Source organism: Frondihabitans sp. GW821-FHT04F02, assembly GCF_059420045.1.
Window position 1 is genome coordinate 517,182 of sequence record NZ_JBWKSZ010000003.1, and the last position, 22,264, is coordinate 539,445.

Annotated in this window: 24 protein-coding genes and 2 tRNA genes; 14 read left to right on the forward strand and 12 right to left on the reverse strand. The window is 69.0% G+C overall.

The window, feature by feature from the left end; genetic code table 11:
• Positions 1-161: 161 nt before the first annotated feature.
• Positions 162-749 (forward strand): DUF1349 domain-containing protein, encoded by a 588-nt coding sequence (locus tag AC07TY_RS11240; RefSeq protein WP_494785404.1) that lies wholly within the window; start codon positions 162-164, stop codon positions 747-749.
• Between the two features lie 28 nt (positions 750-777).
• On the opposite strand, the gene AC07TY_RS11245 is transcribed toward AC07TY_RS11240, so the two are convergent.
• Positions 778-849 (reverse strand) — tRNA-Arg (locus AC07TY_RS11245).
• 87 nt (positions 850-936) lie between these two features.
• Here AC07TY_RS11245 and AC07TY_RS11250 point away from each other — a divergent pair.
• Both AC07TY_RS11250 and AC07TY_RS11255 read left to right on the forward strand, forming a co-directional pair.
• A complete protein-coding gene (locus tag AC07TY_RS11250; protein WP_494785405.1) occupies positions 937-1,875 on the forward strand; it encodes a sugar phosphate isomerase/epimerase family protein in 939 nt (312 codons plus the stop codon).
• Positions 1,872-2,831: a 3-hydroxyacyl-CoA dehydrogenase family protein gene (locus AC07TY_RS11255; RefSeq protein ID WP_123506449.1), complete on the forward strand. Its 960-nt coding sequence runs from the start codon at positions 1,872-1,874 to the stop codon at positions 2,829-2,831. Before AC07TY_RS11250 ends, AC07TY_RS11255 begins: the two co-directional genes overlap by 4 nt.
• 22 nt (positions 2,832-2,853) lie before the next feature.
• Here AC07TY_RS11255 and AC07TY_RS11260 read toward each other — a convergent pair whose 3' ends face one another.
• The 3 genes from AC07TY_RS11260 to AC07TY_RS11270 all read right to left on the reverse strand — a co-directional run bounded on the left by AC07TY_RS11260 (position 2,854) and on the right by AC07TY_RS11270 (position 5,573).
• Positions 2,854-3,348, reverse strand: a complete 495-nt coding sequence (locus tag AC07TY_RS11260; protein ID WP_488625520.1) for an HNH endonuclease — start codon at positions 3,346-3,348, stop codon at positions 2,854-2,856.
• Between the two features lie 366 nt (positions 3,349-3,714).
• Positions 3,715-4,638, reverse strand: coding sequence for a C40 family peptidase (locus AC07TY_RS11265; RefSeq protein WP_494785406.1), 924 nt, complete (start codon positions 4,636-4,638; stop codon positions 3,715-3,717).
• Between the two features lie 242 nt (positions 4,639-4,880).
• Complete coding sequence (locus tag AC07TY_RS11270; RefSeq protein ID WP_123506452.1) at positions 4,881-5,573, reverse strand: iron-dependent transcriptional repressor DtxR; 693 nt, start codon at positions 5,571-5,573, stop codon at positions 4,881-4,883.
• A gap of 146 nt (positions 5,574-5,719) precedes the next feature.
• Between AC07TY_RS11270 and serC the strand changes: the two genes are divergently transcribed.
• Complete coding sequence (serC, locus tag AC07TY_RS11275) at positions 5,720-6,832, forward strand: phosphoserine transaminase (protein WP_494785407.1); 1,113 nt, start codon at positions 5,720-5,722, stop codon at positions 6,830-6,832.
• A gap of 127 nt (positions 6,833-6,959) precedes the next feature.
• Here the strand turns inward: serC and AC07TY_RS11280 are convergent, their stop codons facing one another.
• Both AC07TY_RS11280 and AC07TY_RS11285 read right to left on the reverse strand, forming a co-directional pair.
• Positions 6,960-7,577, reverse strand: a complete 618-nt coding sequence (locus tag AC07TY_RS11280; RefSeq protein ID WP_494785408.1) for a DUF3027 domain-containing protein — start codon at positions 7,575-7,577, stop codon at positions 6,960-6,962.
• Positions 7,570-7,947: a cold-shock protein gene (locus tag AC07TY_RS11285; protein ID WP_123506454.1), complete on the reverse strand. Its 378-nt coding sequence runs from the start codon at positions 7,945-7,947 to the stop codon at positions 7,570-7,572. Before AC07TY_RS11285 ends, AC07TY_RS11280 begins: the two co-directional genes overlap by 8 nt.
• A gap of 89 nt (positions 7,948-8,036) precedes the next feature.
• On the opposite strand from AC07TY_RS11285, the gene AC07TY_RS11290 reads away from it, so the two are divergent.
• From AC07TY_RS11290 to AC07TY_RS11310, 5 genes are all read left to right on the forward strand, one after another.
• Entirely contained in the window at positions 8,037-8,318 is a 282-nt protein-coding gene (locus AC07TY_RS11290) for a hypothetical protein (RefSeq protein WP_494785409.1), read from the forward strand.
• Positions 8,319-8,351: 33 nt separating this feature from the next.
• The gene (locus tag AC07TY_RS11295; RefSeq protein ID WP_494785410.1) at positions 8,352-10,217 is read left to right on the forward strand and encodes a helicase-associated domain-containing protein; all 1,866 of its coding nucleotides are present in this window, start codon (positions 8,352-8,354) and stop codon (positions 10,215-10,217) included.
• A 102-nt stretch (positions 10,218-10,319) separates the two neighbouring features.
• Positions 10,320-11,954: a DNA repair helicase XPB gene (locus AC07TY_RS11300; protein ID WP_123506457.1), complete on the forward strand. Its 1,635-nt coding sequence runs from the start codon at positions 10,320-10,322 to the stop codon at positions 11,952-11,954.
• A gap of 142 nt (positions 11,955-12,096) precedes the next feature.
• Positions 12,097-12,789, forward strand: a complete 693-nt coding sequence (locus AC07TY_RS11305) for a response regulator transcription factor (protein ID WP_056056979.1) — start codon at positions 12,097-12,099, stop codon at positions 12,787-12,789.
• A 48-nt stretch (positions 12,790-12,837) separates the two neighbouring features.
• Entirely contained in the window at positions 12,838-14,535 is a 1,698-nt protein-coding gene (locus AC07TY_RS11310; RefSeq protein ID WP_494785411.1) for a sensor histidine kinase, read from the forward strand.
• Positions 14,536-14,744: 209 nt separating this feature from the next.
• Here the strand turns inward: AC07TY_RS11310 and groL are convergent, their stop codons facing one another.
• From groL to AC07TY_RS11335, 5 genes are all read right to left on the reverse strand, one after another.
• Positions 14,745-16,364 carry a chaperonin GroEL gene (gene groL, locus AC07TY_RS11315; RefSeq protein WP_123506459.1) on the reverse strand — a complete coding sequence of 540 codons (1,620 nt, stop codon included), beginning with the start codon at positions 16,362-16,364 and terminating at the stop codon, positions 14,745-14,747.
• A 208-nt stretch (positions 16,365-16,572) separates the two neighbouring features.
• Positions 16,573-16,776 (reverse strand): cold-shock protein, encoded by a 204-nt coding sequence (locus tag AC07TY_RS11320; RefSeq protein ID WP_055963817.1) that lies wholly within the window; start codon positions 16,774-16,776, stop codon positions 16,573-16,575.
• 188 nt (positions 16,777-16,964) lie between these two features.
• Positions 16,965-17,546, reverse strand: a complete 582-nt coding sequence (locus AC07TY_RS11325; protein ID WP_488625512.1) for a LytR C-terminal domain-containing protein — start codon at positions 17,544-17,546, stop codon at positions 16,965-16,967.
• Positions 17,547-17,589: 43 nt separating this feature from the next.
• Complete coding sequence (locus tag AC07TY_RS11330; protein ID WP_123506461.1) at positions 17,590-17,859, reverse strand: DUF3263 domain-containing protein; 270 nt, start codon at positions 17,857-17,859, stop codon at positions 17,590-17,592.
• A gap of 26 nt (positions 17,860-17,885) precedes the next feature.
• Positions 17,886-18,908 carry a DUF2332 family protein gene (locus AC07TY_RS11335; protein ID WP_494785412.1) on the reverse strand — a complete coding sequence of 341 codons (1,023 nt, stop codon included), beginning with the start codon at positions 18,906-18,908 and terminating at the stop codon, positions 17,886-17,888.
• A gap of 135 nt (positions 18,909-19,043) precedes the next feature.
• On the opposite strand from AC07TY_RS11335, the gene msrB reads away from it, so the two are divergent.
• Positions 19,044-19,463: a peptide-methionine (R)-S-oxide reductase MsrB gene (msrB, locus tag AC07TY_RS11340; protein WP_123506463.1), complete on the forward strand. Its 420-nt coding sequence runs from the start codon at positions 19,044-19,046 to the stop codon at positions 19,461-19,463.
• Complete coding sequence (locus tag AC07TY_RS11345; protein ID WP_494785413.1) at positions 19,460-20,026, forward strand: nitroreductase family protein; 567 nt, start codon at positions 19,460-19,462, stop codon at positions 20,024-20,026. The genes msrB and AC07TY_RS11345 overlap by 4 nt, the downstream gene beginning before the upstream one ends.
• A gap of 18 nt (positions 20,027-20,044) precedes the next feature.
• On the opposite strand, the gene AC07TY_RS11350 is transcribed toward AC07TY_RS11345, so the two are convergent.
• Positions 20,045-20,230 carry a hypothetical protein gene (locus tag AC07TY_RS11350; RefSeq protein WP_123506465.1) on the reverse strand — a complete coding sequence of 62 codons (186 nt, stop codon included), beginning with the start codon at positions 20,228-20,230 and terminating at the stop codon, positions 20,045-20,047.
• A gap of 99 nt (positions 20,231-20,329) precedes the next feature.
• On the opposite strand from AC07TY_RS11350, the gene AC07TY_RS11355 reads away from it, so the two are divergent.
• The 3 genes from AC07TY_RS11355 (at position 20,330) to AC07TY_RS11365 (ending at position 22,231) form a co-directional block, all read left to right on the forward strand.
• A tRNA-Thr gene (locus AC07TY_RS11355) sits at positions 20,330-20,405 on the forward strand.
• Between the two features lie 91 nt (positions 20,406-20,496).
• Positions 20,497-21,096, forward strand: coding sequence for a M15 family metallopeptidase (locus tag AC07TY_RS11360; protein WP_123506466.1), 600 nt, complete (start codon positions 20,497-20,499; stop codon positions 21,094-21,096).
• A 112-nt stretch (positions 21,097-21,208) separates the two neighbouring features.
• Entirely contained in the window at positions 21,209-22,231 is a 1,023-nt protein-coding gene (locus AC07TY_RS11365) for a 3-oxoacyl-ACP synthase III (RefSeq protein ID WP_123506467.1), read from the forward strand.
• Positions 22,232-22,264: the final 33 nt, after the last annotated feature.

Sequence of the window (22,264 nt, forward strand, 5' to 3'; positions counted from 1 at the left end):
GGCTCGACCCATTCGCGTCAGTCGGGTACGGGGCTGTCAGCGGCTACCCCGCGATGCTTGCCGCGGTCCTTCCTGCCGCGTCGGTTCTGCGTCTGCGCTCGAGACGCTCGCACCGCCGCACCGGGAGCGCCGGTCGTCCCACGCACCCTAAAGTCAGTGCCATGAACGTCATCGACTGGACCTCGGGTACCTGGACGAATTCGCCCGTGAACGTGGAGATCACTGGCGACGGGATGCGCGTGACCGCCGTCGAGGAGAGTGATGCCTGGCGCATCACGTCCTACGGGTTCGTGCACGACACCGAGCACGCCCTGCTCGCCCCGTTCGCCCCGGGCACCGCGATGGAGGTGTCGTTCCGCCTCGACTTCTCGGCCCAGTTCGACCAGGCCGGCGTCTTCGTCAAGGTCGACGACACTTCCTGGATCAAGGCCGGCGTGGAACGAAGCGACGGTCAGAACAGCCTCGGTGCGGTCGTGACGCGCGGTGTCTCCGACTGGTCGCTCTCCACGGTGCCCGGCTGGCAGGGCAAGCTCGTCACCATCCGCGCCAGCCGTTCCGGCGACGCTCTGACGATCCGTGCCCGTGCGGACGAGGAGCCGTGGCGGCTCGTGCGCGTGGCACCTCTGGATCCTAAGGCCGCTGTCACCGCGGGGCCGATGTGCTGCGCTCCGACGCGAGCCGGCTTCACTGTCCATTTCACCAGTTGGCAGACCGGGCCGGCAGACACGAGCCTTCACCCCGACGACTGAGCGATCGAGACGCGCGCCCGTAAGACAGTGCCCCTGGAGGGACTCGAACCCCCAACCCTTTCCTTAGGACGGAACTGCTCTTCCATTGAGCTACAGAGGCTGACCCGTCAAGCCTACCGAACGTCACGCCCGGCTACAGAGCCGTCACATGTGAGCGCGCACACCCGCAGGGGAATAGCGTGCACCCATGCCTCTCACCGCCGAGACCTGGCCCATCGCCGCGATGCTCCTGCAGTTCCCCAACCAGAAGCGCGACGGCACCACCGTTCAAGACGACCCGCCGGAAGCCTGGCGGGAGGTGTTCGACGAGGTGCGCGCGGCCGGCTTCACGGCAGTCGACCTGACCGACGGCTGGCTCCGCGTCGGCGACCTGAGCGCCGAGCAGCTCGACGCACTGAAGCACGAGGCGGCCAGCGCAGGTCTTGCGACGCCGGCGATCAGCCTGGTCCGCCGCAGTGTCATCGACGCCGAGAACTGGCAAGACAATCTCGCCTTCACCCACCGCACCATCGATGCGGCCGCGGCCCTCGGTGTCGGCACCGTCAGCATCGGCCTTCACCAGGCGCTCACCGAGGCGCAGAAGCAGCAGCTCTGGTTCTGGACCGTCGACGGCCACAAAGACCCTGACGACGCCGACACCTGGCGCAAAGCAGTGACCCGGATTCAGGAACTCGCCGACCACGCCGCAGACCTGAACATCGAGCTCTCTCTCGAGATGTACGAGGACACGTACCTCGGCACCGCCGACTCCGCGGTCCGGCTCAAGACCGACATCGACCGCCCGAACTGCGGCCTCAACCCCGACCTCGGCAACCTCGTGCGCCTGCACCGCCCGATCGAGGACTGGCGCGAGGCCCTGGAGAAGACGCTCCCCCACGCGAACTACTGGCACGTCAAGAACTACTACCGCGACGAAGACCGCGCGAACGAGATCTACGTGGCCAGCCCTGCGCCGATGGAGTTCGGCATCATCAGCTACCGCGAGGCAATCAAGATCGCACTGGCCTCCGGCTACACGGGCGCATTCTGCTGCGAGCACTACGGCGGAGACGGCCTGAGCGTCAGCGCAACCAACGAGAAGTACCTGCGAGGCCTGCTCAAGGCCCTGAAGAAGGAGAACCGATGACCGAGTACGCAGTGGTGGGATCCGGATACATGGGCGGCGGCATCGCGCAGGTGCTCGCCTTGAGCGGCGCGAACGTGGTGCTCGCCGACGTGTCAGCCGAGATCGCCGAGTCCAACCTCGAGCGGCTGCTGCGGGAGGCCGGCGACTTCGAGCGCGACGGGTTGATGCGCGACGGGGCCGTCGAGTTCCTGCGCCCGAGACTGAGGGCCGCTGCGAGCATCGAGGAGGCCGTCGCAGACGCCGACTTCATCGAAGAAGCCGTGCCCGAGAAGATCGAGCTGAAGGGTGCGACGCTCGCCCGGATCAGCGCAGCCGCGCGACCCGATGCACTGATCGGCAGCAACACGTCGACGATCTCGATCACCGAGCTCGCGGGTCATGTCACCAACCCGGAGCGCTTTCTCGGGATCCACTTCTCGAACCCGGCGCCGTTCATCCCCGGCGTCGAGCTGATCGCGCACCCGACGACGACCGAGCAGGCGATCGCCACCGCTGAGACCATCGTGCGCGCCACCGGCAAGCAGACCGCCCGCATCGGCGACCGCACCGGCTTCGTGCTCAACCGCCTGCAGTACGCCCTGTTCAGCGAAGCGAACCAGCTCGTCGAAGAAGGCGTGGCCTCGGCCGAAGACATCGACACCGTCGTGCGCACCACGTTCGGCTTCCGGCTGCCGTTCTTCGGGCCGTTCGCCATCGCCGACATGGCCGGACTCGACGTCTACCGCTTCTGCTACGAGTCGATGCAGACCGACTTCCCCGAGCGCTTCGCCACTCCCCCGCGGCTCGACGCGCTCGTCGAGCAGGGCCGGTTCGGCACGAAATCGGGCGGCGGCTACTTCGACAACACCGAAGACGGGGCGCAGGAACTCGTCGCCTACCGCAACAAGGCCTACGTCGCGATGCAGCGTCTGCTCGACGAGCTCGGCCCCGCCCCGCTGGGCCCGCCCGCCGCCTGACCCGCGTCGACACCCCGCAGGGCTAAGCCGCCGTCAGGTACTCGTCCCAGACGGCCTGGGGCTGCTCTACCCCGCGCACCACCCAGCCGACGCCGTGCGGCGCCTTCGGCACGAACCGCAGGCTCCAGCCCATCTCGAGCGGGGTGCGGTTGCTCTTGAGGTTGTTGCAGCGCAGGCAGCAGGCGACGAGGTTCTCCCACGAGTCGACGCCGCCGCGCGAACGGGGCTGCACGTGGTCGATCGTCGTCGCCGCCTTGCCGCAGTAGGCGCAGCGGTGCGCGTCACGGCGGAGGACGCCGCGACGCGAGACCGGGATGAGCCGCGTGTGCGGCAGGCGCACGTACCGCGTCAGGACGATGACGGAGGGCCGGTCGTACTCGAACCGGGCGCCGTGCACGGGATTATCGGCATCGGCGGCCAGGACAGTGGCCTTGTGACTCATGACGAGCACGAGGGCCCGTCGGAACGACACGACAGCGAGAGGCTCGTAACCGGCGTTCAGGACAAGAGTGCGCATTGGTTCCCTTTCGAAACGGCCTGGACGGCTTCCAGGCATTCGATCTCGCGCGGTTCAGCGATTCATCAGGGGTGCCCACGAAAAAAGCACCGCCACACAGTGGCGGTGCTCAGTCGTGGGCGCCGAAGCGCACACCGGAATGGTGCAGGCCTCGGCGCGTGGTCCGTATGGCACAGCTGAGCAGCGCACCCATGGTGCGAGTGGCTGCTCGGTGCGACATGCGGTCTCTCCTGGTGGATCGTCGATCTGCGTTGCGCTCACATTACGACACGTCCCGCCGGGTGCAAAGCACTGGCGAGAACGGTTTACAGGGTGTTAACCGCGAACGGCCCCTCTCCCGCGGGAGAGGGGCCGATGCGGCAAGACCTACTTGATGCCGAATCGCACGAAGTGGACGTCGGTGGTCCACAGCGGGCGGACACTCACCACACCGCCGGGCTTGGGGGCGTCGAGGATCATGCCGTTGCCGGCGTAGAAGCCGTCGTGGCTGCCGTTGTTGAGCACGACGACGTCGCCGGGCTCGGCATCGGCCTCGGAGATGATCGTGCCAGCCGCAGACTGCGCGGGCACCGAGTGGGCCAGCGAGATGCCGTACTGGGCGTAGACGTACATGACGAAGCCGGAGCAGTCGAAGCCGGAGGGCGTCGCACCGCCGAAGACGTAGGGGGTGCCCTGGTACTGCAGCGCGGTCTGGTAGACGGCGGCGAGCGAGAACGCGGGGTGCGACGGCGAGGCCAGGTAGTCGGCGGCCGTCTTGCCGGTGTAGGCGGTGCTGGCGGCGAACGAGGCGCGCTGGGCCGTCGAGGCGGCGGTCTCGGTGGTCGAGAGGGTGGTCGCCGTCGTAGTCGTGGTCGTCTGCACGACGGGAGCGACCGGGACGGTGGTCGTGTAGCCGTCGCGCGAGAGGCTGGCGTTCTTGACGCCGGAGGCGACGGAGACGGACTGCGAGCCGTTGGCGCGCACGGCGTTGACAGCCGCGGTGCTGGCCGACGAGGAGTCGCTGTCGCCGGGGGTGTGAGCGAAGGCGGGAAGCGCCATCGTGCCCAGAAGACCGGCGACGAGGGTCAGGGCGCCGACGCTGGCGACGGTGCGCTTCACGGAGTGCCTCGACGCGGCGGCCTTGGCCTGGGCCTTGTCGGCGGCGCGAGCGGCGCGGCGGGTGACCGGAGCCACGACTGCGTCCGCCGTGACCGTCGTGACGGGGCCGGTGCGGATCGGGTCGGTGCGAGGGGTCGACCGGCTGGCGACGAAGCTCGTCGTGCGCGGTGTCGTAGTGATGCCAGTGCTCAAGAGGGGGAATCTCCTGCGCCTCGACGTGAATCGGCCACAGCTGTAGCTGCGACCGGGCCTCACGACCCATCCGTTCGTTGGATCAACGACTCACGGCGAGAGATGGGAATCGAGACGTCTCGCCACGGGCCCGGCAACCGGCTTCCTGGTTGTTTGGACTTGGCGAGCGTACCCGAGTACGACCTCCGTGTCATCCTGAAGGAGGACATTTGTAACGAAAAGGTAAAGGGACCTTGTGGATTTCAGATAGCCAGGTAGATGTGCGCCGCGACGTCGCTGGACAGCTCGATGGCGTCGTCGTACCCCTCCACCTGAACCCGCACATACGTGCCTGCCTGCGACACCGTGGCGGTCTTGCCAGGTTGTACCCCGTTGTCGTGGAGCTGCTGGAGGAAGTCCGGCTCGAACTGCACGGGCTCGGCAAGGCGACGAATCGTTCCTGACTTTCCGCTGGGATTCTGCGAGGCCACGTCGACGATCGAGATCACGCCGTCCATGAAGCGGCCGGCGGGCGAGTCGCCGAGCTCGTCGAGGCCCGGGATCGGGTTGCCGTAGGGCGACTCGGTCGGGTGGTCGAGCATGTCGAGCAGACGGCGCTCCACCTGCTCGCTCATCACGTGCTCCCACCGGCAGGCCTCTTCGTGGACGAGAGCCCAGTCGAGTCCGATCACGTCGGCGAGCAGGCGCTCGGCGAGGCGGTGCTTGCGGATCACATGGGTCGCCTTCGTGCGACCGGCAGTGGTCAGCTCGAGGTGGCGGTCGCCCGAGACGATGACGAGGCCGTCGCGCTCCATGCGGGCGACGGTCTGCGAGACGGTGGGGCCGGAGTGACCGAGCCTCTCCGAGATCCGGGCGCGAAGAGGCACGATGTTCTCCTCTTCGAGATCCAGGATCGTGCGAAGGTACATCTCAGTGGTGTCGACGAGATCGGTCAACGGTGCCTCCTGGTCGTTGCTGGCACCGGGCCCCCGGTGTCCGCGCGCGTGGACCCGATCCTACCGGCCCCCGCCTTAGGGCCGGATCACCTGGGGGTCGTCTGAGGGTGGCCGACCGGTACCCTGCGATCGATACCATCGTTCGCATGGCGGACATCCAGATTCCTCGCGACCTCCTTCCCACCGACGGCCGATTCGGCTGCGGCCCCTCGAAGATCCGCGGAGCCCAGCTCGAGCACCTCGTGACCTCCGGGGCGTCGATCCTGGGCACCTCGCACCGCCAGGCTCCCGTGAAAGACCTCGTCGGCCGCGTCCGCGCCGACCTCGGCACCCTGTTCGACCTGCCGGACGGCTACGAGGTCGTCCTCGGCGACGGCGGCTCGACCGCCTTCTGGGACGCCGCGTCGTTCGGCCTGATCGAGAAGCGCGCCGAGAACCTCTCGTTCGGGGAGTTCGGCTCCAAGTTCGCCAAGGCGGCCGGCGCCCCCTGGCTCGAGGCCCCGCACGTGATCACCGCGGCCGGCGGCTCGCGCGCCGAGGTCGAGGTCGTCGAGGGCGTCGACGTCTACGCCTGGCCGCACAACGAGACCTCCACCGGCGTCATGGCTCCCGTCACGCGCGTGGCCGGCGACGCCGGGGCGCTCACGGTCATCGACGCGACCAGTGCGGCGGGCGGAGCGGCGTTCGACGCGGCCGAAGCCGACGTCTACTACTTCGCGCCGCAGAAGAACTTCGCCTCCGATGGCGGGCTGTGGTTCGCCCTCATGTCGCCGGCGGCAATCGAGCGCATCGAGCGCATCGCCGCGACCGACCGCTACATCCCCGAGTTCCTGAGCCTGAAGAACGCGGTCGACAACTCGCGTCTCAACCAGACCCTCAACACCCCGGCGCTCGCGACCCTGCTCCTCCTCGAAGACCAGACGCGGTGGATCCTCGAGAACGGCGGGCTCGCCTGGGCCGACGCCCGCACCAGGGAGTCCTCCGGGGCGCTGTACGACTGGGCGACCGCCTCCGACTACGCGACGCCGTTCGTCGTCGACCCCGACCACCGCTCGCAGGTCGTCGCGACGATCGACTTCGACGACGCGATCGACGCAGCCGCCGTCGCCACGGCACTGCGCGCCAACGGCATCGTCGACACCGAGCCGTACCGCAAGCTCGGCCGCAACCAGCTCCGCGTAGCGACGTTCACGGCCATCGAGCCCGACGACGTGCGTCAGCTGATCAAGTCGATCGAGTTCGTGGTCGGCGCGCTCTAGCCGTCACGAGGCGTGCTCCGCCCCGGGCTCCTCCCGATCTCGAGGAGCCCGGCGCGGGATCCCGCCAGCGCATGCCGATCCGGCGCCGTCGGCGCGCCGATCTCCTCGGGAATGCGCCGAGTCGGGGCTACTTCTCGTCGGAGGTCGCAGCCGGGTCGAAGCCGGCGGCCTCAGCCGCCTCCTCGACGTCGATGCCGTCGAACTCCTCGCGAGGGGCGAGGTCATCGCCGTCCTCGTTCTCTTCTTCGTCGTCCGACTCGTCCTCGTCGTCCGACTCGTCCTCGTCGTCCGACTCGTCGTCGTCTTCGTCGTCGAAGTCATCGTCGTCGGGATCGTCGTCGTCGCCTGAGTCATCCGACTCGTCGGAGTCGTCGTCGTCGGAGTCGTCGGAGCCGTCCTCACCTGACTCGTCGGCGTGGGCCGCAGCCTCCTGCGAGGCCTCGTACTCGGCGAGGCGCTCCACCCACGGCACCCAGTCGGGTGCGAGGAGCGCGTCGCCAGTCGGAATCAGCTCGGTCTCGAGCACGTTCGGCGCCTCGCCGTCGAGCTCGGCGATGCTGACGGTCCAGAGCCAGCCCGGGTAGCCGGGGAGTGTGTTCTCGAAGCGGACCGTCGAGACGCCCTCGCCCTCGTCGACGATCTCGAACGGCTCGCCGATCGTGTCGTCGCGCGTGATCTCGAGCAGCGCCGTGCGGGCGAGCGAGTAGTAGTCGTCGGCCCGTGCCGAGTCGAACGCCTCAGGCATCGAGCTGGTCCGCGATCTTGCGGAGCACGGCGGCGACCTGCGGGCCGTTCTCGGGATAGCGGCCGCGGCGGAGTCGGTTGCCGACGCCGTCGAGCATCTTCACGAGGTCCTCGACGATGACCGCCATGTCTTCGGCCGAGCGGCGGTTGCGCTCGACGAGGCTCGGGGCCTTCTCGAGCACGTGGACCGAGAGCGCCTGCGCGCCCTTCTTGCCGTCGGCGATGCCGTACTCGAGGCGGGCTCCGGCCTTCACCCCGGTCGTGCCTGCGGGCAGGGCCGACGCGTGGAGGAAGACCTCTTGGCCGTCATCGCCGGAGATGAAGCCGAAGCCTTTCTCGTCGTCGTAGAACTTGACCTTGCCGGTGGGCATGACTGAACTCCTTGGTTGCGGGGCGCCCTTGCGGGCGACCTACAGCATACGGGGCCACAGCCAGGGCCGCCCCGACTACGCTGGGGCCTGTGGCTACCAAGACTCTCTCCGCCGACGCTGCGACCGGCATCCGCCGCGTCGAGCGCGTGCTGTCGTACGCCGCCATCTCGGTGGCCGGCCTGGGCGTCGTCTGCATCGCCATCATCCTGATCGGCGCCGCCGCCGGCATCGGCAACCGCGACAGCGGCATCTGGCCCACGGTCACCGTGCTCCCCGCCCTCGCGTTCCCCATCGCAGTGCTCCTGCTGATCTCGTACGTCATCGTCAGCCTGGTGCGCCGCAGCCGAGAGAACCGAGAGACCTCACGCTGATCCGCGGCCGCCACGGCGAGGCAGAGGCGCCTCGTGGCTAGCGCCCTCGACCTCGCGGGCGAGCTCCGCCGCCTTCCGAGCTCCGAGCTCGCCGAGCGCCTGAGCGAGCGACAGGTCTCACGCCCCAACGCAGTGAAAGACGCGTTCGATCTCGCCGACGTCCTGCTCGACCGCCCGTCGGTGCGCGAGGTCGTCACCCGGCTCGACCGCGTCGCGCTCCTGGTGCTCCGCGCGGCCGCCCATCCCACTCGGGCGCAGGAACTCCCCGCCACCGCCCACCCCGCCTTCACCACGGCGCCGCCCGACGTCGAGCGCGCCCTCGAGCGGCTCACGCGGCTCTTCCTCGTGCTCGACCGCGACGGCGTCATCACCACGTACGAGCCCGTCATCGAGGCGCTCGACGACGACCCCGCGCTGTCGCTCCCGGCCCTGGCCGAGACGCTTCCCCCGGTCGTCCTCGAGGCCGTCGACGACGTCGACCGGTCGGCGCAGGACGCAGCGAGCGCCGAGCGCCTCTTCGCCGTGGTCGTCGAGGTCGCCGAGATCGTGCGCGCGGTGTCCGAGAGCCCGGCGCGCCAGCTGGCGCGCGGCGGTCTGGCGCTGCCGGAGACGCGGCGCCTGGCCGAGGCCGCCCGCATCGACGTCGACGACGTCGCCCCTCTCCTCGACGCCGCGCGCTCCGCCGGCCTGGTCGACGTGGGGCCGGACGGCTGGGCCCCCACCTCCCGCGCCGACGACTGGCTGCTCGCCGAGTGGGCCGACCGCTGGGCGGCGCTCGTGGCCGCGTGGCTGGGCGCGCTGCCGGGCGAGATCCGCACCGTGCTCGACCAGCGCAGCTCGACGTCGTGGGGCGAGCCGCTCCGCACGTTCAGCGCCTGGTACTTCCCGGCGGGCGGCGCCTGGGTGACCGAGCGGCTCGAGGCGTTCGCGCGCTCGGCGGCGCTGTTCGGGCTCACCGTCGACTCGCGCCCGACGAGCGCCGCGGTCGCACTCCTCGGCGACGGCCTCGAGGCGGCGACCGACGTCGTGCGCGCGCTCCTGCCCGAGCCGATCGAGAACGTCTACCTCCAGCACGATCTCACGGTCGTCGCGCCGGGCCCGCTGGCGCCCGCGCTCGACGCGCGGCTCCGCACGATCGCCGACGTCGAGAGCGCCGGGCTCGCGGCGACGTACCGGATCAGCGAGGCGCGGATCCGGCAGGCGCTCACGGAGGGCGAGTCGGCCGACGGGGTGCGCGAGTTCCTGCGCTCCCTGTCTTCGACGGGGATGCCGCAGCCGGTCGACTACCTCATCACCGAGACCGCGCAGCGACACGGCCGGTACCGGGCGCACGACCTCGAGCCGTCCGAGCTCGACGAGGTGGCCCGGCGCATCGGCGCCGTGAGCCGGCTCCGGAGCGACGACGCCGCCCTGCTCGACACCGTCTCGGTCGACCAGGCGCTGCACCCGCTCGGGCTCATCCGTGTCGACGCGCACCGCATGCTGTGCCGGTTCAGCGCCGAGACCGTGTACTGGGCCCTGAGCGACGAGCGGTACCCCGTGCTGATCGAGGATGCGGCGGGCGATCCCGTCCGGCCCCCGGCTCGGCGACGTGGTCGTCGACCTGCGTCGGCTCCGTCGCCGGATCCTCTGGACGGCCTGGTCGAGCGCGTGACCGCGACGGCCACAGACGACGACACCGAGCGCGCCTGGATCGCCCGGCAGCTCGACGCCGCCGTGAAGAGCCGCATGACCGTCGTCGTGTCGGTCGCGATGCCCGACGGCACGACCACCGACCTGCAGATCGAGCCGACCGGCGTCGGCGGCGGACGCCTCCGGGGGCGCGACCGCAAGTCGGACATCGAGCGGACGCTGCCGCTGTCGAGCATCGTCGGCGTCGCCACGCCCGATCACGACTAGCGGCGGGCCCGGGGCGAGCCCGAGCGGGCCACAGAGACGCCCACCGCGAACACGTACCCCCACCCGGCTGGCGCGGAGCAGCCCTGCATAGACTGATTCTTTGTGACAGGCCCCCTCATCGTCCAGAGCGACCGCACCGTGCTCCTCGAAGTCGCTCACCCCGATGCCGAGGACGCCCGGCACGACCTCTCCGTCTTCGCCGAGCTCGAGCGCGCCCCCGAGCACGTGCACACGTACCGGATCACGCGCCTCGGCCTGTGGAACGCCCGGGCCGCCGGCCACTCGTCCGACGACATGCTCGAGACGCTCAACCGGTACTCGAAGTTCCCGGTGCCGCAGAGCGTCACGGTCGACATCTCCGAGACGGTGGGTCGCTACGGCCGCATCGTGATCGAGCGCGACGGCGACCAGCTGCTCCTGCGCGGCACCGACAAGGCCGTGCTCAACGAGGTCACCCGCTCCAAGAAGATCGGCGAGCTGCTCGGCGTCAAGCGGGCCGACGACTTGTGGGAGCTCCTGCCCTGGGCACGCGGCGAGGTCAAGCAGCAGCTCATCAAGCTCGGCTGGCCGGCCGAAGATCACGCGGGCTACACCCCGGGCACGCCGCACGCGATCGACCTCGACACCGCCGACTGGAACCTCCGCGACTACCAGCAGAAGGCCGTCGACAACTTCTTCGAGGGCGGCTCGGGCGTCGTCGTGCTCCCCTGCGGCGCCGGCAAGACCCTCGTCGGCGCGGGTGCCATGGCGCAGGCCAAGACGAACACGCTGATCCTGGTGACGAACACCGTCAGCGCCCGGCAGTGGCGCGACGAGCTGCTCAAGCGCACCACGCTCACCGAAGACGAGATCGGCGAGTATTCCGGCGCCGTGAAGGAGATCAAGCCGGTCACCATCGCGACCTACCAGATCCTCACCGCGCGACGGGCCGGCAAGTACACCCACCTCTCCCTCCTCGACGCCAACGACTGGGGCCTCGTCGTCTACGACGAGGTGCACCTGCTGCCCGCGCCCGTGTTCAAGCTGACCGCCGAGCTCCAGGCCCGCCGTCGCCTCGGCCTCACCGCAACGCTCGTGCGCGAGGACGGCCGCGAGGGCGACGTGTTCAGCCTCATCGGACCGAAGCGCTTCGACGCCCCGTGGAAGGAGATCGAGGCCCAGGGCTACATCTCCCCCGCCAGCTGCTACGAGGTGCGCGTCGACCTGCCCCAGGAGGCCCGGCTCGAGTACGCGGCCTCGGCCGACGACGAGCGCTACCGCCTCGCGGCGACGGCGCCGATCAAGCTCGACGTCGTCAAGGAGCTCGTGAAGCGGCACGAGGGCGAGCAGATCCTCGTGATCGGCCAGTACCTCGACCAGATCGACGAGCTGGCCGAGACCCTCGACGCCCCGAAGCTCACCGGCGCGACCCCGGTCGACGAGCGTCAGCGGCTCTTCCAGGCGTTCCGCGACGGCGAGGTGAAGGTGCTCGTCGTGTCGAAGGTCGCCAACTTCTCGGTCGACCTCCCCGAGGCGACGGTCGCGATCCAGGTCTCCGGCTCGTACGGCTCCCGCCAAGAAGAGGCGCAGCGCCTCGGCCGTCTGCTCCGACCCAAGAAGTCGGGCATCCCCGCCAGCTTCTACACGCTCGTGAGCCGCGACACCGTCGACCAGGACTTCGCCCAGAACCGTCAGCGCTTCCTCGCCGAGCAGGGCTACAGCTACACGATCCTCGACAGCCCCCTGCTCGCCGCCTGAGCCCGAGCCGTCCAGCCCGGCTCCGACACGGCGGGCGCAGGAACTGCGACACCCGTCGCCCCGGCCAGCCGCCAGCGCGCTACCACCCCCCGCCCCACCCCCTCCCAGCAAACGCTTAGGCGCCGCGCAGATACTAAGAGGCATGAGCGACGGCCCCAAGATCCTTATCGTTGACGACGAGCCCAACATCCGCGACCTGCTGACCACGAGCCTGCGCTTCGCCGGCTTCGCGGTCCGTGCCGTCGGCAACGGAGCCCAGGCGATCTCGGCCGTTCTCGAAGAAGAGCCCGACCTGATCATCCTCGACGTCATGCTCCCCGACATGAACGGCTTCGGCGTCACGAAGCGCCTCCGCTCGTCGGGCTACACGTCGCCGATCCTGTTCCTCACCGCCAAGGATGACACCGAGGACAAGATCACCGGCCTCACCGTCGGCGGCGACGACTACGTCACCAAGCCGTTCAGCCTCGACGAGATCGTCGCGCGCATCAAGGCGATCCTGCGCCGCACCATGAACGAGGACGAAGACGCGATCATCCGCGCCGGCGAGCTCACGATGGACCAGGACACCCACGAGGTCACCATCGGCGACACGGCAATCGAGCTCAGCCCCACCGAGTTCAAGCTGCTGCGCTACCTCATGCTCAATCCCAACCGCGTGCTGTCGAAGGCGCAGATCCTCGACCACGTGTGGGAGTACGACTTCAACGGCGACGCCGGCATCGTCGAGAGCTACATCTCGTACCTGCGCCGCAAGCTCGACCAGTTCTCGGCCGAGCCGATCATTCAGACGAAGCGCGGCTTCGGCTACATGCTGAAGGCCGCCAAGGCCTGACGCGTGCTGAGCCGAAATCCCAGGCTCATCGCCTAATCTCGTCCGTCTATGCACTCACGCCTGTCGCAGTGGTGGAGCGAGATCTCCATCCGCACGAAGATCACCGGGATCACGGTCTGCTTGGTGACCCTCGGGCTGCTCGTCGCGGGTCTCGGCACGATGACCGTGCTGAGCACCTATCTCTACGGGCAGGTGGATCGCGACCTGAAGGCCGCCGCGACCGGCTACTCGACCTGGACGGGCGAGGACAGCGCTTACTGCACCGCCGAGTTCGGCAGCTACAAGACCAGCTACATCGCGCTCGTCGCTGATGACGGAACACTGATCTGCGACAACGCCAAAGACCTCGTCCCTCTCGGCTCCGCGCCGTACCTTCCCGACTTCACTGGCAAGGTCGCGGCGACTCACGACGCTGCCTTCAACGGCTACAACAAGAGCGGCACGCAGGAGTGGCGCCTGTACGCGGCGTCGCACCCCGATCTCCAGAACCAGGCGACGAACGGCACCATCTCCGCCACGATCATCACCGGCCAGAACCTCGCGACGACCAACTCGACCATCTCGCGGTTCACCTACATCTTCCTGGGCTTCGGCCTGTCGGTCGTCGTGCTCGGCGCCGCGATCACGCGGCTCCTGGTGACGTCGACCTTCGCGCCGCTGCGCGACGTCGAAGACACCGCAGCGCGCTTCGCCGACGGCGACTTCAGCCAACGGCTCGACACGACCTCGCCCCACACCGAGGTCGGCCGTCTCAACCGGTCGCTCAACACGATGCTCGCGCGGATCGACCGCTCGTTCGACGACCGCGCGAAGACCATCGACCAGATGCGGCGCTTCGTCGGCGATGCCAGCCACGAGCTGCGCACCCCCCTCGTCTCGCTCCGCGGCTACGCCGAGCTCTACCGCATGGGCGCGCTGACGAAGCCCGAAGACGTGGCCCAGGCGATGGACCGCATCGAGAAGGAGGCCATCCGCATGGGCGGCCTCGTGCAAGACCTCCTGCAGCTCGCACGCCTCGACGAGTCGAAGCCGCTCGAGCTCGGCCCCGTCGACCTGGTCACGATCGCCCGCGACTCCGCGCTCGACACCATGGCCTCGAACACCGACCGCGAGATCCGCGTCATCGTGCGCGAGCCCGTGATGCCGGGCGGCGGAGCCATCGGCGAGGAGTACGTGTTCGGGTCCGACGCGTCCTTCCCGGCGTCGCCTCCCGGCGCGACCGGCCCCATCGCCTTCGCCGGCGCCACTCTCGCGCGCCTTCGCAGCCGCAGAGCCCGCGCCACCGAGGCGGGCGCCGAGACAGCTCCCGAGCCCGGCCGTCCGGGGCTCAGAGGTCCCCGCCTCAGCCTCGAGCGCCGCCCCGTCGTGAACCCCGTCGTGCTCGGCGAGGAAAACAAGATCCGCCAGGTCGTCACCAACCTCATGGGCAACGCGATGCGGTTCACGGACCACGATGCGCCCATCGAGCTGGCCGTGCAGGCCGACCCCGGGCGAGGCATGGCGACGATCGACGTCATCGACCACGGCGAGGGGATCCCCCCGCAGATCCGCGAGAAGATCTTCCAGCGCTTCTGGCGCGCCGACTCGTCGCGCACCCGCGACACGGGCGGCTCGGGCCTCGGCCTGGCCATCGTCTCGGGAATCGTCGCCGCGCACCACGGCGAGGTGGACGTGTTCGACACCCCCGGCGGCGGCGCCACCTTCCGCGTCTCGCTGCCCCTGCTCCCCGCCGCCCCCGCCGCGTAGCCGCGCGCGCGGTCCTCTGCGAAGGACGCTGTGCTCGTAGGACAGGATCGTTCCCCGCGTCTGTACGCCCCACAAGGAGAACGGCTAGTTCCTGCGCCCGCCACAAGGACGTCTACCCCGCGAATCCTTGCCTGGGCGACGACGCCGACCCGCGCCAACGACAAAGGCCGGCTCCCCCGAGGGGGAACCGGCCTTCGACGCAGTCGGACTTAGAAGTCCATGCCACCCGTGGGGTCGCCGGCCGGAGCCGAGACCTTCTCGGGCTTGTCGGCGACGACGACCTCGGTGGTGAGGAAGAGGCCGGCGATCGAAGCGGCGTTCTGCAGAGCGGAGCGCGTCACCTTGGCGGGGTCGATGATGCCGGCGGCCAGCATGTCGACGTACTCGCCGGTGGCGGCGTTGAGGCCCCAGCCGACGGGCAGGTTGCGGACCTTGTCGGCCACGACGCCGGGCTCCATGCCCGCGTTGAAGGCGATCTGCTTGAGCGGAGCGTCGATGGCGACCTTGACGATGTTCGCGCCGGTCGCCTCGTCGCCCTCGAGCACGAGGGTCTCGAGCGCGGTCTTGCCGGCCTGGATGAGGGCGACGCCACCACCGGCGACGATGCCCTCTTCGACGGCGGCCTTCGCGTTGCGCACTGCGTCTTCGATGCGGTGCTTGCGCTCCTTGAGCTCCACCTCGGTGGCGGCTCCGGCCTTGATGACAGCGACGCCGCCGGCGAGCTTGGCGAGGCGCTCCTGGAGCTTCTCGCGGTCGTAGTCGCTGTCGGTGTTCTCGATCTCGGCGCGGATCTGCTTGACGCGGCCGGCGATCATCTCTTCGTCGCCAGCACCCTCGACGATGGTCGTCTCGTCCTTGGTGATGATGACCTTGCGGGCCTTGCCCAGCAGGTCGAGCGTGGCGTTCTCGAGCTTGAGGCCGACCTCTTCCGAGATGACCTGGCCGCCGGTGAGGATCGCGATGTCCTGCAGCTGCGCCTTGCGACGGTCGCCGAAGCCGGGGGCCTTGACGGCGACCGACTTGAAGATGCCGCGGATCTTGTTGACGACGAGGGTCGCGAGAGCCTCTCCGTCGACGTCCTCGGCGATGATGAGGAGCTGCTTGCCCGACTGGATGACCTTGTCGACGACAGGAAGGAGATCCTTGATGTTCGAGATCTTCGAGTTGACGATCAGGATGTAGGCGTCTTCGAAGACGGCTTCCTGGCGCTCGGGGTCGGTGACGAAGTACTGCGACAGGTAGCCCTTGTCGAAGCGCATGCCCTCGGTGAGCTCGAGCTCGGTGCCGAAGGTGTTCGACTCCTCGACGGTGACGACGCCCTCCTTGCCGACCTTGTCGATCGCCTCGGCGATGAGCGCGCCGATGGTGGGGTCGGCGGCCGAGATGGACGCGGTCGCAGCGATCTCGTCCTTGGTCTCGATCTCCTTGGCGTTCTCGAGCAGCTGGGCCGAGACGGCCGCGACGGCCTTCTCGATGCCGCGCTTGAGGCTGATCGGGTCGGCGCCGGCGGCGACGTTGCGGAGGCCCTCACGGACGAGAGCCTGGGCGAGGACGGTGGCCGTCGTCGTGCCGTCACCGGCGACGTCGTCGGTCTTCTTGGCGACCTCCTTGACCAGCTCGGCGCCGATCTTCTCATACGGGTCGTCGAGCTCGATCTCCTTGGCGATCGAGACACCGTCGTTCGTGATCGTGGGGGCGCCCCACTTCTTCTCGAGGACGACGTTGCGACCGCGCGGGCCGAGCGTGACCTTCACAGCGTCGGCGAGAATGTTCAGGCCGCGCTCGAGGCCGCGTCGGGCCTCTTCGTCAAAAGCAATGATCTTAGCCATGTGGTTTTTCGTCCCTCCCGGACGTCGTGGGGCAGGTAGCCCCGGCTGGTGCCGTGAAACAGGTGAGCCATTGGCACTCGATAATCACGAGTGCCAATTGATTCTGGCACTCTCACCTATCGAGTGCAAGCGAATCCGCGCGCGTCGACAGCAAGCGAAAAGGCGCCGCTCCCGGTGGGGAGCGACGCCGTCTCGAGGGTTCCGCGGGTCAGGCGAGGCGCACTGCCTCCGCCTGAGGACCCTTGTTGCCGGTGCCGACCTCGAACACGACGGCCTGACCCTCTTCGAGAACCTTGTATCCGCTCATGTCGATGGCCGAGTAGTGGACGAAGACATCCTGTCCGTCCCCCTCGACGGTGATGAACCCGTAGCCCTTCTCGGCGTTAAACCACTTGACGGTTCCGTTGGCCATTTTCGTACTCCCTAGCTGTCTGGCAGACGGCACGAGCCCAGGCGCGGGGTGCCGATTGGTTCCAGATAGTAATGAAAGACGAGAGCCGTTCACGTACCCCGACGAGGGTTGTTTACACGGACGTAACCACACCCGTCATTTCGCGTCATACAAGCGGCGCAATCGAGGGGTACAGCCCGGTGCTGACGCTACGACGAGGCGGTGAAGTCCGCTCCCAGCACGACCGTGATGGTCGCACCCGGGAAGGCCGTCGATGCCTGCACGGTGTCGATGCCGAGGCTCTTCGCGACGCCGAGGGCGATCGACTCGTTGTCGGCCGCGGAGTCGTCGTAGTACACGACCGAGGTCGACACCTGCGACGACGCGTTGCCCTCGTTGCCGACCGTCCAGCCGGCGTTCTTCAGCGTCGTGCCGGCGCCCGAGGCGAGCCCCGGGGTGGTGGTCGCGTTGAGGATCGTGATCGTGGTCTTCGCGGGGTCGACCTTCGACGGGTCGGTCAGCGCCGAGGCCGTCGGGCTGGGAGTCGACGTCGCGGTCGCCGTGGCCGTCGTCGTAGCCGACGAGGCGCTCGACGATCCGCTGGTGAACTGGAAGCTGCCGTTGAAGGCGGTCAGCGTGATGATGCCGGCGCCGACCAGGATCCCGGTGGCGAGGGCCGCCCAGGCGAAGACGATGAGGCCGGTGTGGCGCTTCGCACCGGTGCGGTGGGCGCCGACGCGCAGCAGGGAGTCGGGCACGCCGTCGAAGCGGTCGGTCGGGAACTTGGCCATGCGTGTCAGGTCTTTTCGTGGTTCGGGCAGGTGCCGTTCGAAGTCAGCGCCCGAAGGTCCGGGTGCTGCGCGCGTGGTCCCGGGCGTCGCGGAGACGGAGCAGCCGCCCGACCAGCATCGGCGCGTAGGCCAGTGCACCCGGTTTTTCTATGAGTGAGCCGAGCAGCTGCTGGTACCGCGGTGCCGTGAGCCCCAGCTCCGAGCGGATCGCGGCGGCCTTGCGCGGGGGCGAGACGGGCGCGTGCTGCTCGAAGTCGAGGATCCGCCGGTCGCGGTCGCTCAGACCGGCCGATCGTGCCTCGCCCTGCTGCATCGTCTCACCCTTCGGTCCCGCACATCCTAGGTCGGCCGGGCTCCGCCACCGTGGCGACACGCGTCGGGCGACGCAGAAGGGAGCCACCGCAGGCGGGTGCCGTGGGCGTCGCCGACGGCGAGTGCCGTCCCGTCGAGCGCGAGGGTCGCGAACGCGTCGGGGTCAGAAGCAGAGGGCGCAGGAACGGGCACCGTCGAGGCCACCCCCGTCAAGAGGCCCGACCTCTCGTACGACACCCACCGCACGCCGAGCCCGGCGACCAGGTCGACGAAGGCCTGCCGCCGCGCGCCGGGCAGGTAGACGAGGGTGCCCGAGGTGACGACGACGGGCGTGGTGCCCGGAGGGGCGAGGGCGACGAGGTCGGGGAGTTCCTGCACCGCATCGCCTGCGATCACCGGGGCCGGGTCGTCGAGGAGCACGTCGACGGCGTCGCGGAGCAGCTCGACCCGGTCGGTGCGCTCGGGCGGGAGGAGCATCTCGAGCCAGTGGAGCTCCCCCGGGCGCCTCGGGTCGACGGGGGCGAGGTCGAGGCCGAAGCGCGCGGCGATGGGCGGGAGGGCGGGGAGGGCGGGTTCCCGCGCCCCGGGGAGGACGTCGACCGCGACGTGCACTCGGCTCTCGGGGTCGCCGAGCCGGGCGGCGCCCACGCGGATGTCGTAGCGGTCGGGGTAGAGGCCGAGTCCGGCGGAGGCTCCGACCTCGAGGAGCGTGACCGGGCCGTCGACCCCGGCGAGCGCCAGGGCTGCCGCGACGGGGCCGGTGCGCCGGACGTCGTTGGTCTGCGTGAAGCGGATCTCGAGCTCGGCCACGATCGCGACGGCATTCCGGAGCATCCAGGCCCGGACGACCGGGAACGCGTCGACCGGACCGCCCAGGTACCTCGTCGCAGCGAAGACGAGGGCCGGCTGCCGCTTGGCCGCCGGTGCCCGCTCGACGACGGCCAGGAGCTCCGGATCGGAGGCGACGCCGCGGGCCCACTCCGCGTACAGGGGCGAACCCGACGCCTCGGACGCCTCGGCGAACGACAGGAACCGCTGGGCAAGACTCACCCCCACACCGTACGGGCCACTCAGCCGACGCCGGGCCGACTCACGGAATCATCGGCGGGCATTCAGTGTTGAATGGGGAGGCCGAAAACTCCCGAGCCACGGGAGACGCCGGCCCCGAGACGAAGGAGCATCCCCATGGACGCCGAGACCACCAACTACGCGGTCGCCAAGTCGGACGCCGAATGGCGCGAGGAGCTCAGCGCCGACGAGTTCGCCGTGCTGCGCCAGGCTGCGACGGAGCGCCCCTGGACGGGCGAGCTGCTCGACGAGAGCCGCGCCGGCCTGTACACCTGTGCCGCCTGCAACGCCGAGCTGTTCAAGGCCGGCACGAAGTTCGACTCCGGCTGCGGCTGGCCGTCGTTCTACGAGTCGATCCGCCCCGAGGCGGTCCAGCTCATCGAGGACAAGTCGCTCGGCATGGTCCGCACCGAGGTCCGCTGCGCGAACTGCGGGTCGCACCTGGGCCACGTCTTCGACGACGGCTTCGGCACGCCGACCGGCGACCGCTACTGCATGAACAGCATCTCGCTGAACTTCCAGGCCGACGAGGCGTGAGCCACGCTTCAGCGACCGCGGCGCCCGTCCGCGAGGCGGCGCTGCGGCGCCGCTCGCGGTCGCGCGTCAACGACGAGTCGCCGACGCGGGCCGAGCTTCTCGAGCTCGTGACCGCGGCGGGCACCGTGGCCGACCACTCGGGTCTTCGTCCCTGGCGGCTGATCGAGCTCCGCGGCGACGACCGCCTGACGGTTGGCCGTGCACTGGCCAAGGCCGGCGGCGCGAGGGGCGACAAGGCTGACCGCGGCGCGAGGCGTCTGCTGCGCGCGCCACTCGTGATCGCCGTCGTGTCGTCGCCGCGCTCAAGCAGCAAGGTGCCCGAGTGGGAGCAGGAGTCCGTCACGTCCGGCGTCGCGCATCTCCTGAGCCTGCTGCTCGACGAGGCCGGGTGGGGCGTGTTCTGGCGCACCGGGTCGCACACCCGCGACAAGAAGGTCGCGAAGGCGCACAAGCTCTCGAAGAACGAGAAGCTGCTGGGCTGGCTCTACGTGGGCGGCTCCAACGAGGCAGACCGCAAGCCGCGGAAGCTGATCGACGCGGCCGACTTCATCGGCGGGCTCTGACGAGCACGGGCCCGATGCCTACCAGGAGCGGTTGCTGCGACCGACGAACGTCATCGGGATGAAGAGCGCGACGGTGCAGGCGATGATGCCGCCGAAGAACGTGAGCATGCGCCACGCCTCGGGCACCTGGAACGCGAGGCCGAAGCAGAAGATGCCGAAGATGAACAGCGCGATGGCGACAACGGCGATGACGATGTTAGACAAACGGGGCTCCTCAGGCTTCGAACTGCCTCTAGCGTAAGCCCTCCGGCGGGCCGCTCGCATCGCGAGGGCCCGCCGGCGTCGTTTAGACTTGCGGCACTTGCCGACTTGGCGCAATTGGTAGCGCAGCTGTCTTGTAAACAGCAGGTTGCGGGTTCAAGTCCCGCAGTCGGCCCCACGATTCAAGGCGCCACGCCGTCGCTCCCCCTGTACTGGGGCCGCCCGCTCTGGGGGGAGATCATCCTGAAGGATGATGCGAGCCTCGAGGCATGACTTTTTCGACGATCACACTCTCCTCGTCGCGGCGTCGGCTCGTCATCATCGTGCTCGGCCTCCTGCTCGCCTTCGGCATCGTCCTGGGCCAGTCCGCGACTCCTGCTCACGCCAACGGCGCCTGGGGCGGCTACTCCAACGGCAACATCCCGCTCTCGAAGATGATCGCGGTTCCGAACGGCCACCTGCGAATCGATGCGGCGGCCGGCTACGGCTCCATGAACGCGGCCTTCAAGAAGCGCTTCGGCTACGAGCTCGGGATCACCGAGGCGTACCGCTCCTACGGCACGCAGGTGAAGATCTGGAACGCCCGCTACGTGGCGCACTCGAAGAAGGTCAAGAACAGCATCGAGTACAAGGGCAAGTACTGGACGAAGAAGAAGAACGTCTCGGTCGCCGCAGTGCCCGGCACGAGCATCCACGGCTGGGGCCTGGCGGTCGACCTCAACTCGCACGTCAACGAGTCGGGCAGCATCCAGAAGCGCTGGGCCGACAAGTACGGCCCCTCGTACGGCTGGTACCCGGTCGGCAACAGCTTCGGAGAGGCCTGGCACTTCGAGTTCACGCCGCCCAAGAAGACGACGACCAAGAAATAGTATTCCCGTAACGGAATATCTCCCCGGGGGACACCCGGCATCCATCCAGTCGACGCGGTCGTACACTCGAACGGGTACAAAAGCGCCTGCGACAACTGGATAGGGAGTTCCGTTGGACGGAAATGCAAACACGCGGCACAAGAACGTCGCTCTTCTCTCCGTGACGAGCGAACTGGCCGACCGCGTGACGACGTCCGATGAGCTCGACCGCCGCCTGCAGCCGGTCCTCAAGCGCCTGAAGCTTCCGAGGGGTCTCCTCCAGCGGGTCGCGGGGGTTCTCGAGCGCCGCAACTGGGGCGAGACGCAGACGTTCGAGAAGGCGGCGATCATCGCCGGCAAGCGCGCCCTCGACGAGGCCGGCATCCGCGCCGACCAGGTCGGGCTCCTGATCAACACGTCGATCACCCGCCGCAACCTCGAGCCATCGGTCGCCGTGCACCTGCATGACGGTCTCGGACTCGGATCGGCCGCCACCAACTTCGACATCGCCAACGCGTGCCTCGGCTTCGTCAACGGCATGAACCTCGCCGCGACGTTGATAGACGCCGGCCAGGTCGAGTACGCAATCGTCATCGATGGCGAGGACTTCGACGACGTGCAGTCGAACACCGTCGACCGACTCCTTAACGGCGACATCGCGCGCAAGGACTTCATGAGCGAGTTCGCGTCGCTCACCCTCGGCAGCGGCGCCGCGGCGGCGGTGCTCGGCCGGGCCGACAGGCACCCCGAGGGCCATCGGATCCTCGGCGGGATCACCCGCTCGGCCAGCCAGTACAACGACCTCTGCGTCGGCACGGTCAACGGCATGTTCACCGACGCCAAGGGCCTGCTCAAGCACGGCATGGAGCTCGTGGTGCAGGCCTGGCGCGACGCGTCGACCGAGTGGAACTGGTCGCACATGGACCGCTACGTCATGCACCAGGTCTCCGACATCCACACCGCCGACCTCGTGAAGTCGGCGGGCATCGACCGCGACCGCGTGCCGCTCACGTACCCGACCCTCGGCAACGTGGGCTCGGCGTCCATCCCGATCACCCTCGCGCACGAGCAGAAGTCGCTGAACCGCGGCGACCGCGTGCTGCTGATGGGCGTCGGGTCCGGCATCAACACGGCCATGACCGAGCTCGCCTGGTGACCTCCCGGCTCCCGGGCGCGGCCAGGACGAGTG

Coding starts and splice junctions, on each gene's coding strand:
- AC07TY_RS11240 (WP_494785404.1), top strand. CDS start 162: ATGAACGTCATCGACTGGACCTCGGGTACCTGGACGAATTCGCCCGTG.
- AC07TY_RS11250 (WP_494785405.1), top strand. CDS start 937: ATGCCTCTCACCGCCGAGACCTGGCCCATCGCCGCGATGCTCCTGCAG.
- AC07TY_RS11255 (WP_123506449.1), top strand. CDS start 1,872: ATGACCGAGTACGCAGTGGTGGGATCCGGATACATGGGCGGCGGCATC.
- AC07TY_RS11260 (WP_488625520.1), bottom strand. CDS start 3,348: ATGCGCACTCTTGTCCTGAACGCCGGTTACGAGCCTCTCGCTGTCGTG.
- serC (WP_494785407.1), top strand. CDS start 5,720: ATGGCGGACATCCAGATTCCTCGCGACCTCCTTCCCACCGACGGCCGA.
- AC07TY_RS11280 (WP_494785408.1), bottom strand. CDS start 7,577: ATGCCTGAGGCGTTCGACTCGGCACGGGCCGACGACTACTACTCGCTC.
- AC07TY_RS11285 (WP_123506454.1), bottom strand. CDS start 7,947: ATGCCCACCGGCAAGGTCAAGTTCTACGACGACGAGAAAGGCTTCGGC.
- AC07TY_RS11305 (WP_056056979.1), top strand. CDS start 12,097: ATGAGCGACGGCCCCAAGATCCTTATCGTTGACGACGAGCCCAACATC.
- AC07TY_RS11310 (WP_494785411.1), top strand. CDS start 12,838: ATGCACTCACGCCTGTCGCAGTGGTGGAGCGAGATCTCCATCCGCACG.
- groL (WP_123506459.1), bottom strand. CDS start 16,364: ATGGCTAAGATCATTGCTTTTGACGAAGAGGCCCGACGCGGCCTCGAG.
- AC07TY_RS11320 (WP_055963817.1), bottom strand. CDS start 16,776: ATGGCCAACGGAACCGTCAAGTGGTTTAACGCCGAGAAGGGCTACGGG.
- AC07TY_RS11325 (WP_488625512.1), bottom strand. CDS start 17,546: ATGGCCAAGTTCCCGACCGACCGCTTCGACGGCGTGCCCGACTCCCTG.
- AC07TY_RS11330 (WP_123506461.1), bottom strand. CDS start 17,859: ATGCAGCAGGGCGAGGCACGATCGGCCGGTCTGAGCGACCGCGACCGG.
- msrB (WP_123506463.1), top strand. CDS start 19,044: ATGGACGCCGAGACCACCAACTACGCGGTCGCCAAGTCGGACGCCGAA.
- AC07TY_RS11360 (WP_123506466.1), top strand. CDS start 20,497: ATGACTTTTTCGACGATCACACTCTCCTCGTCGCGGCGTCGGCTCGTC.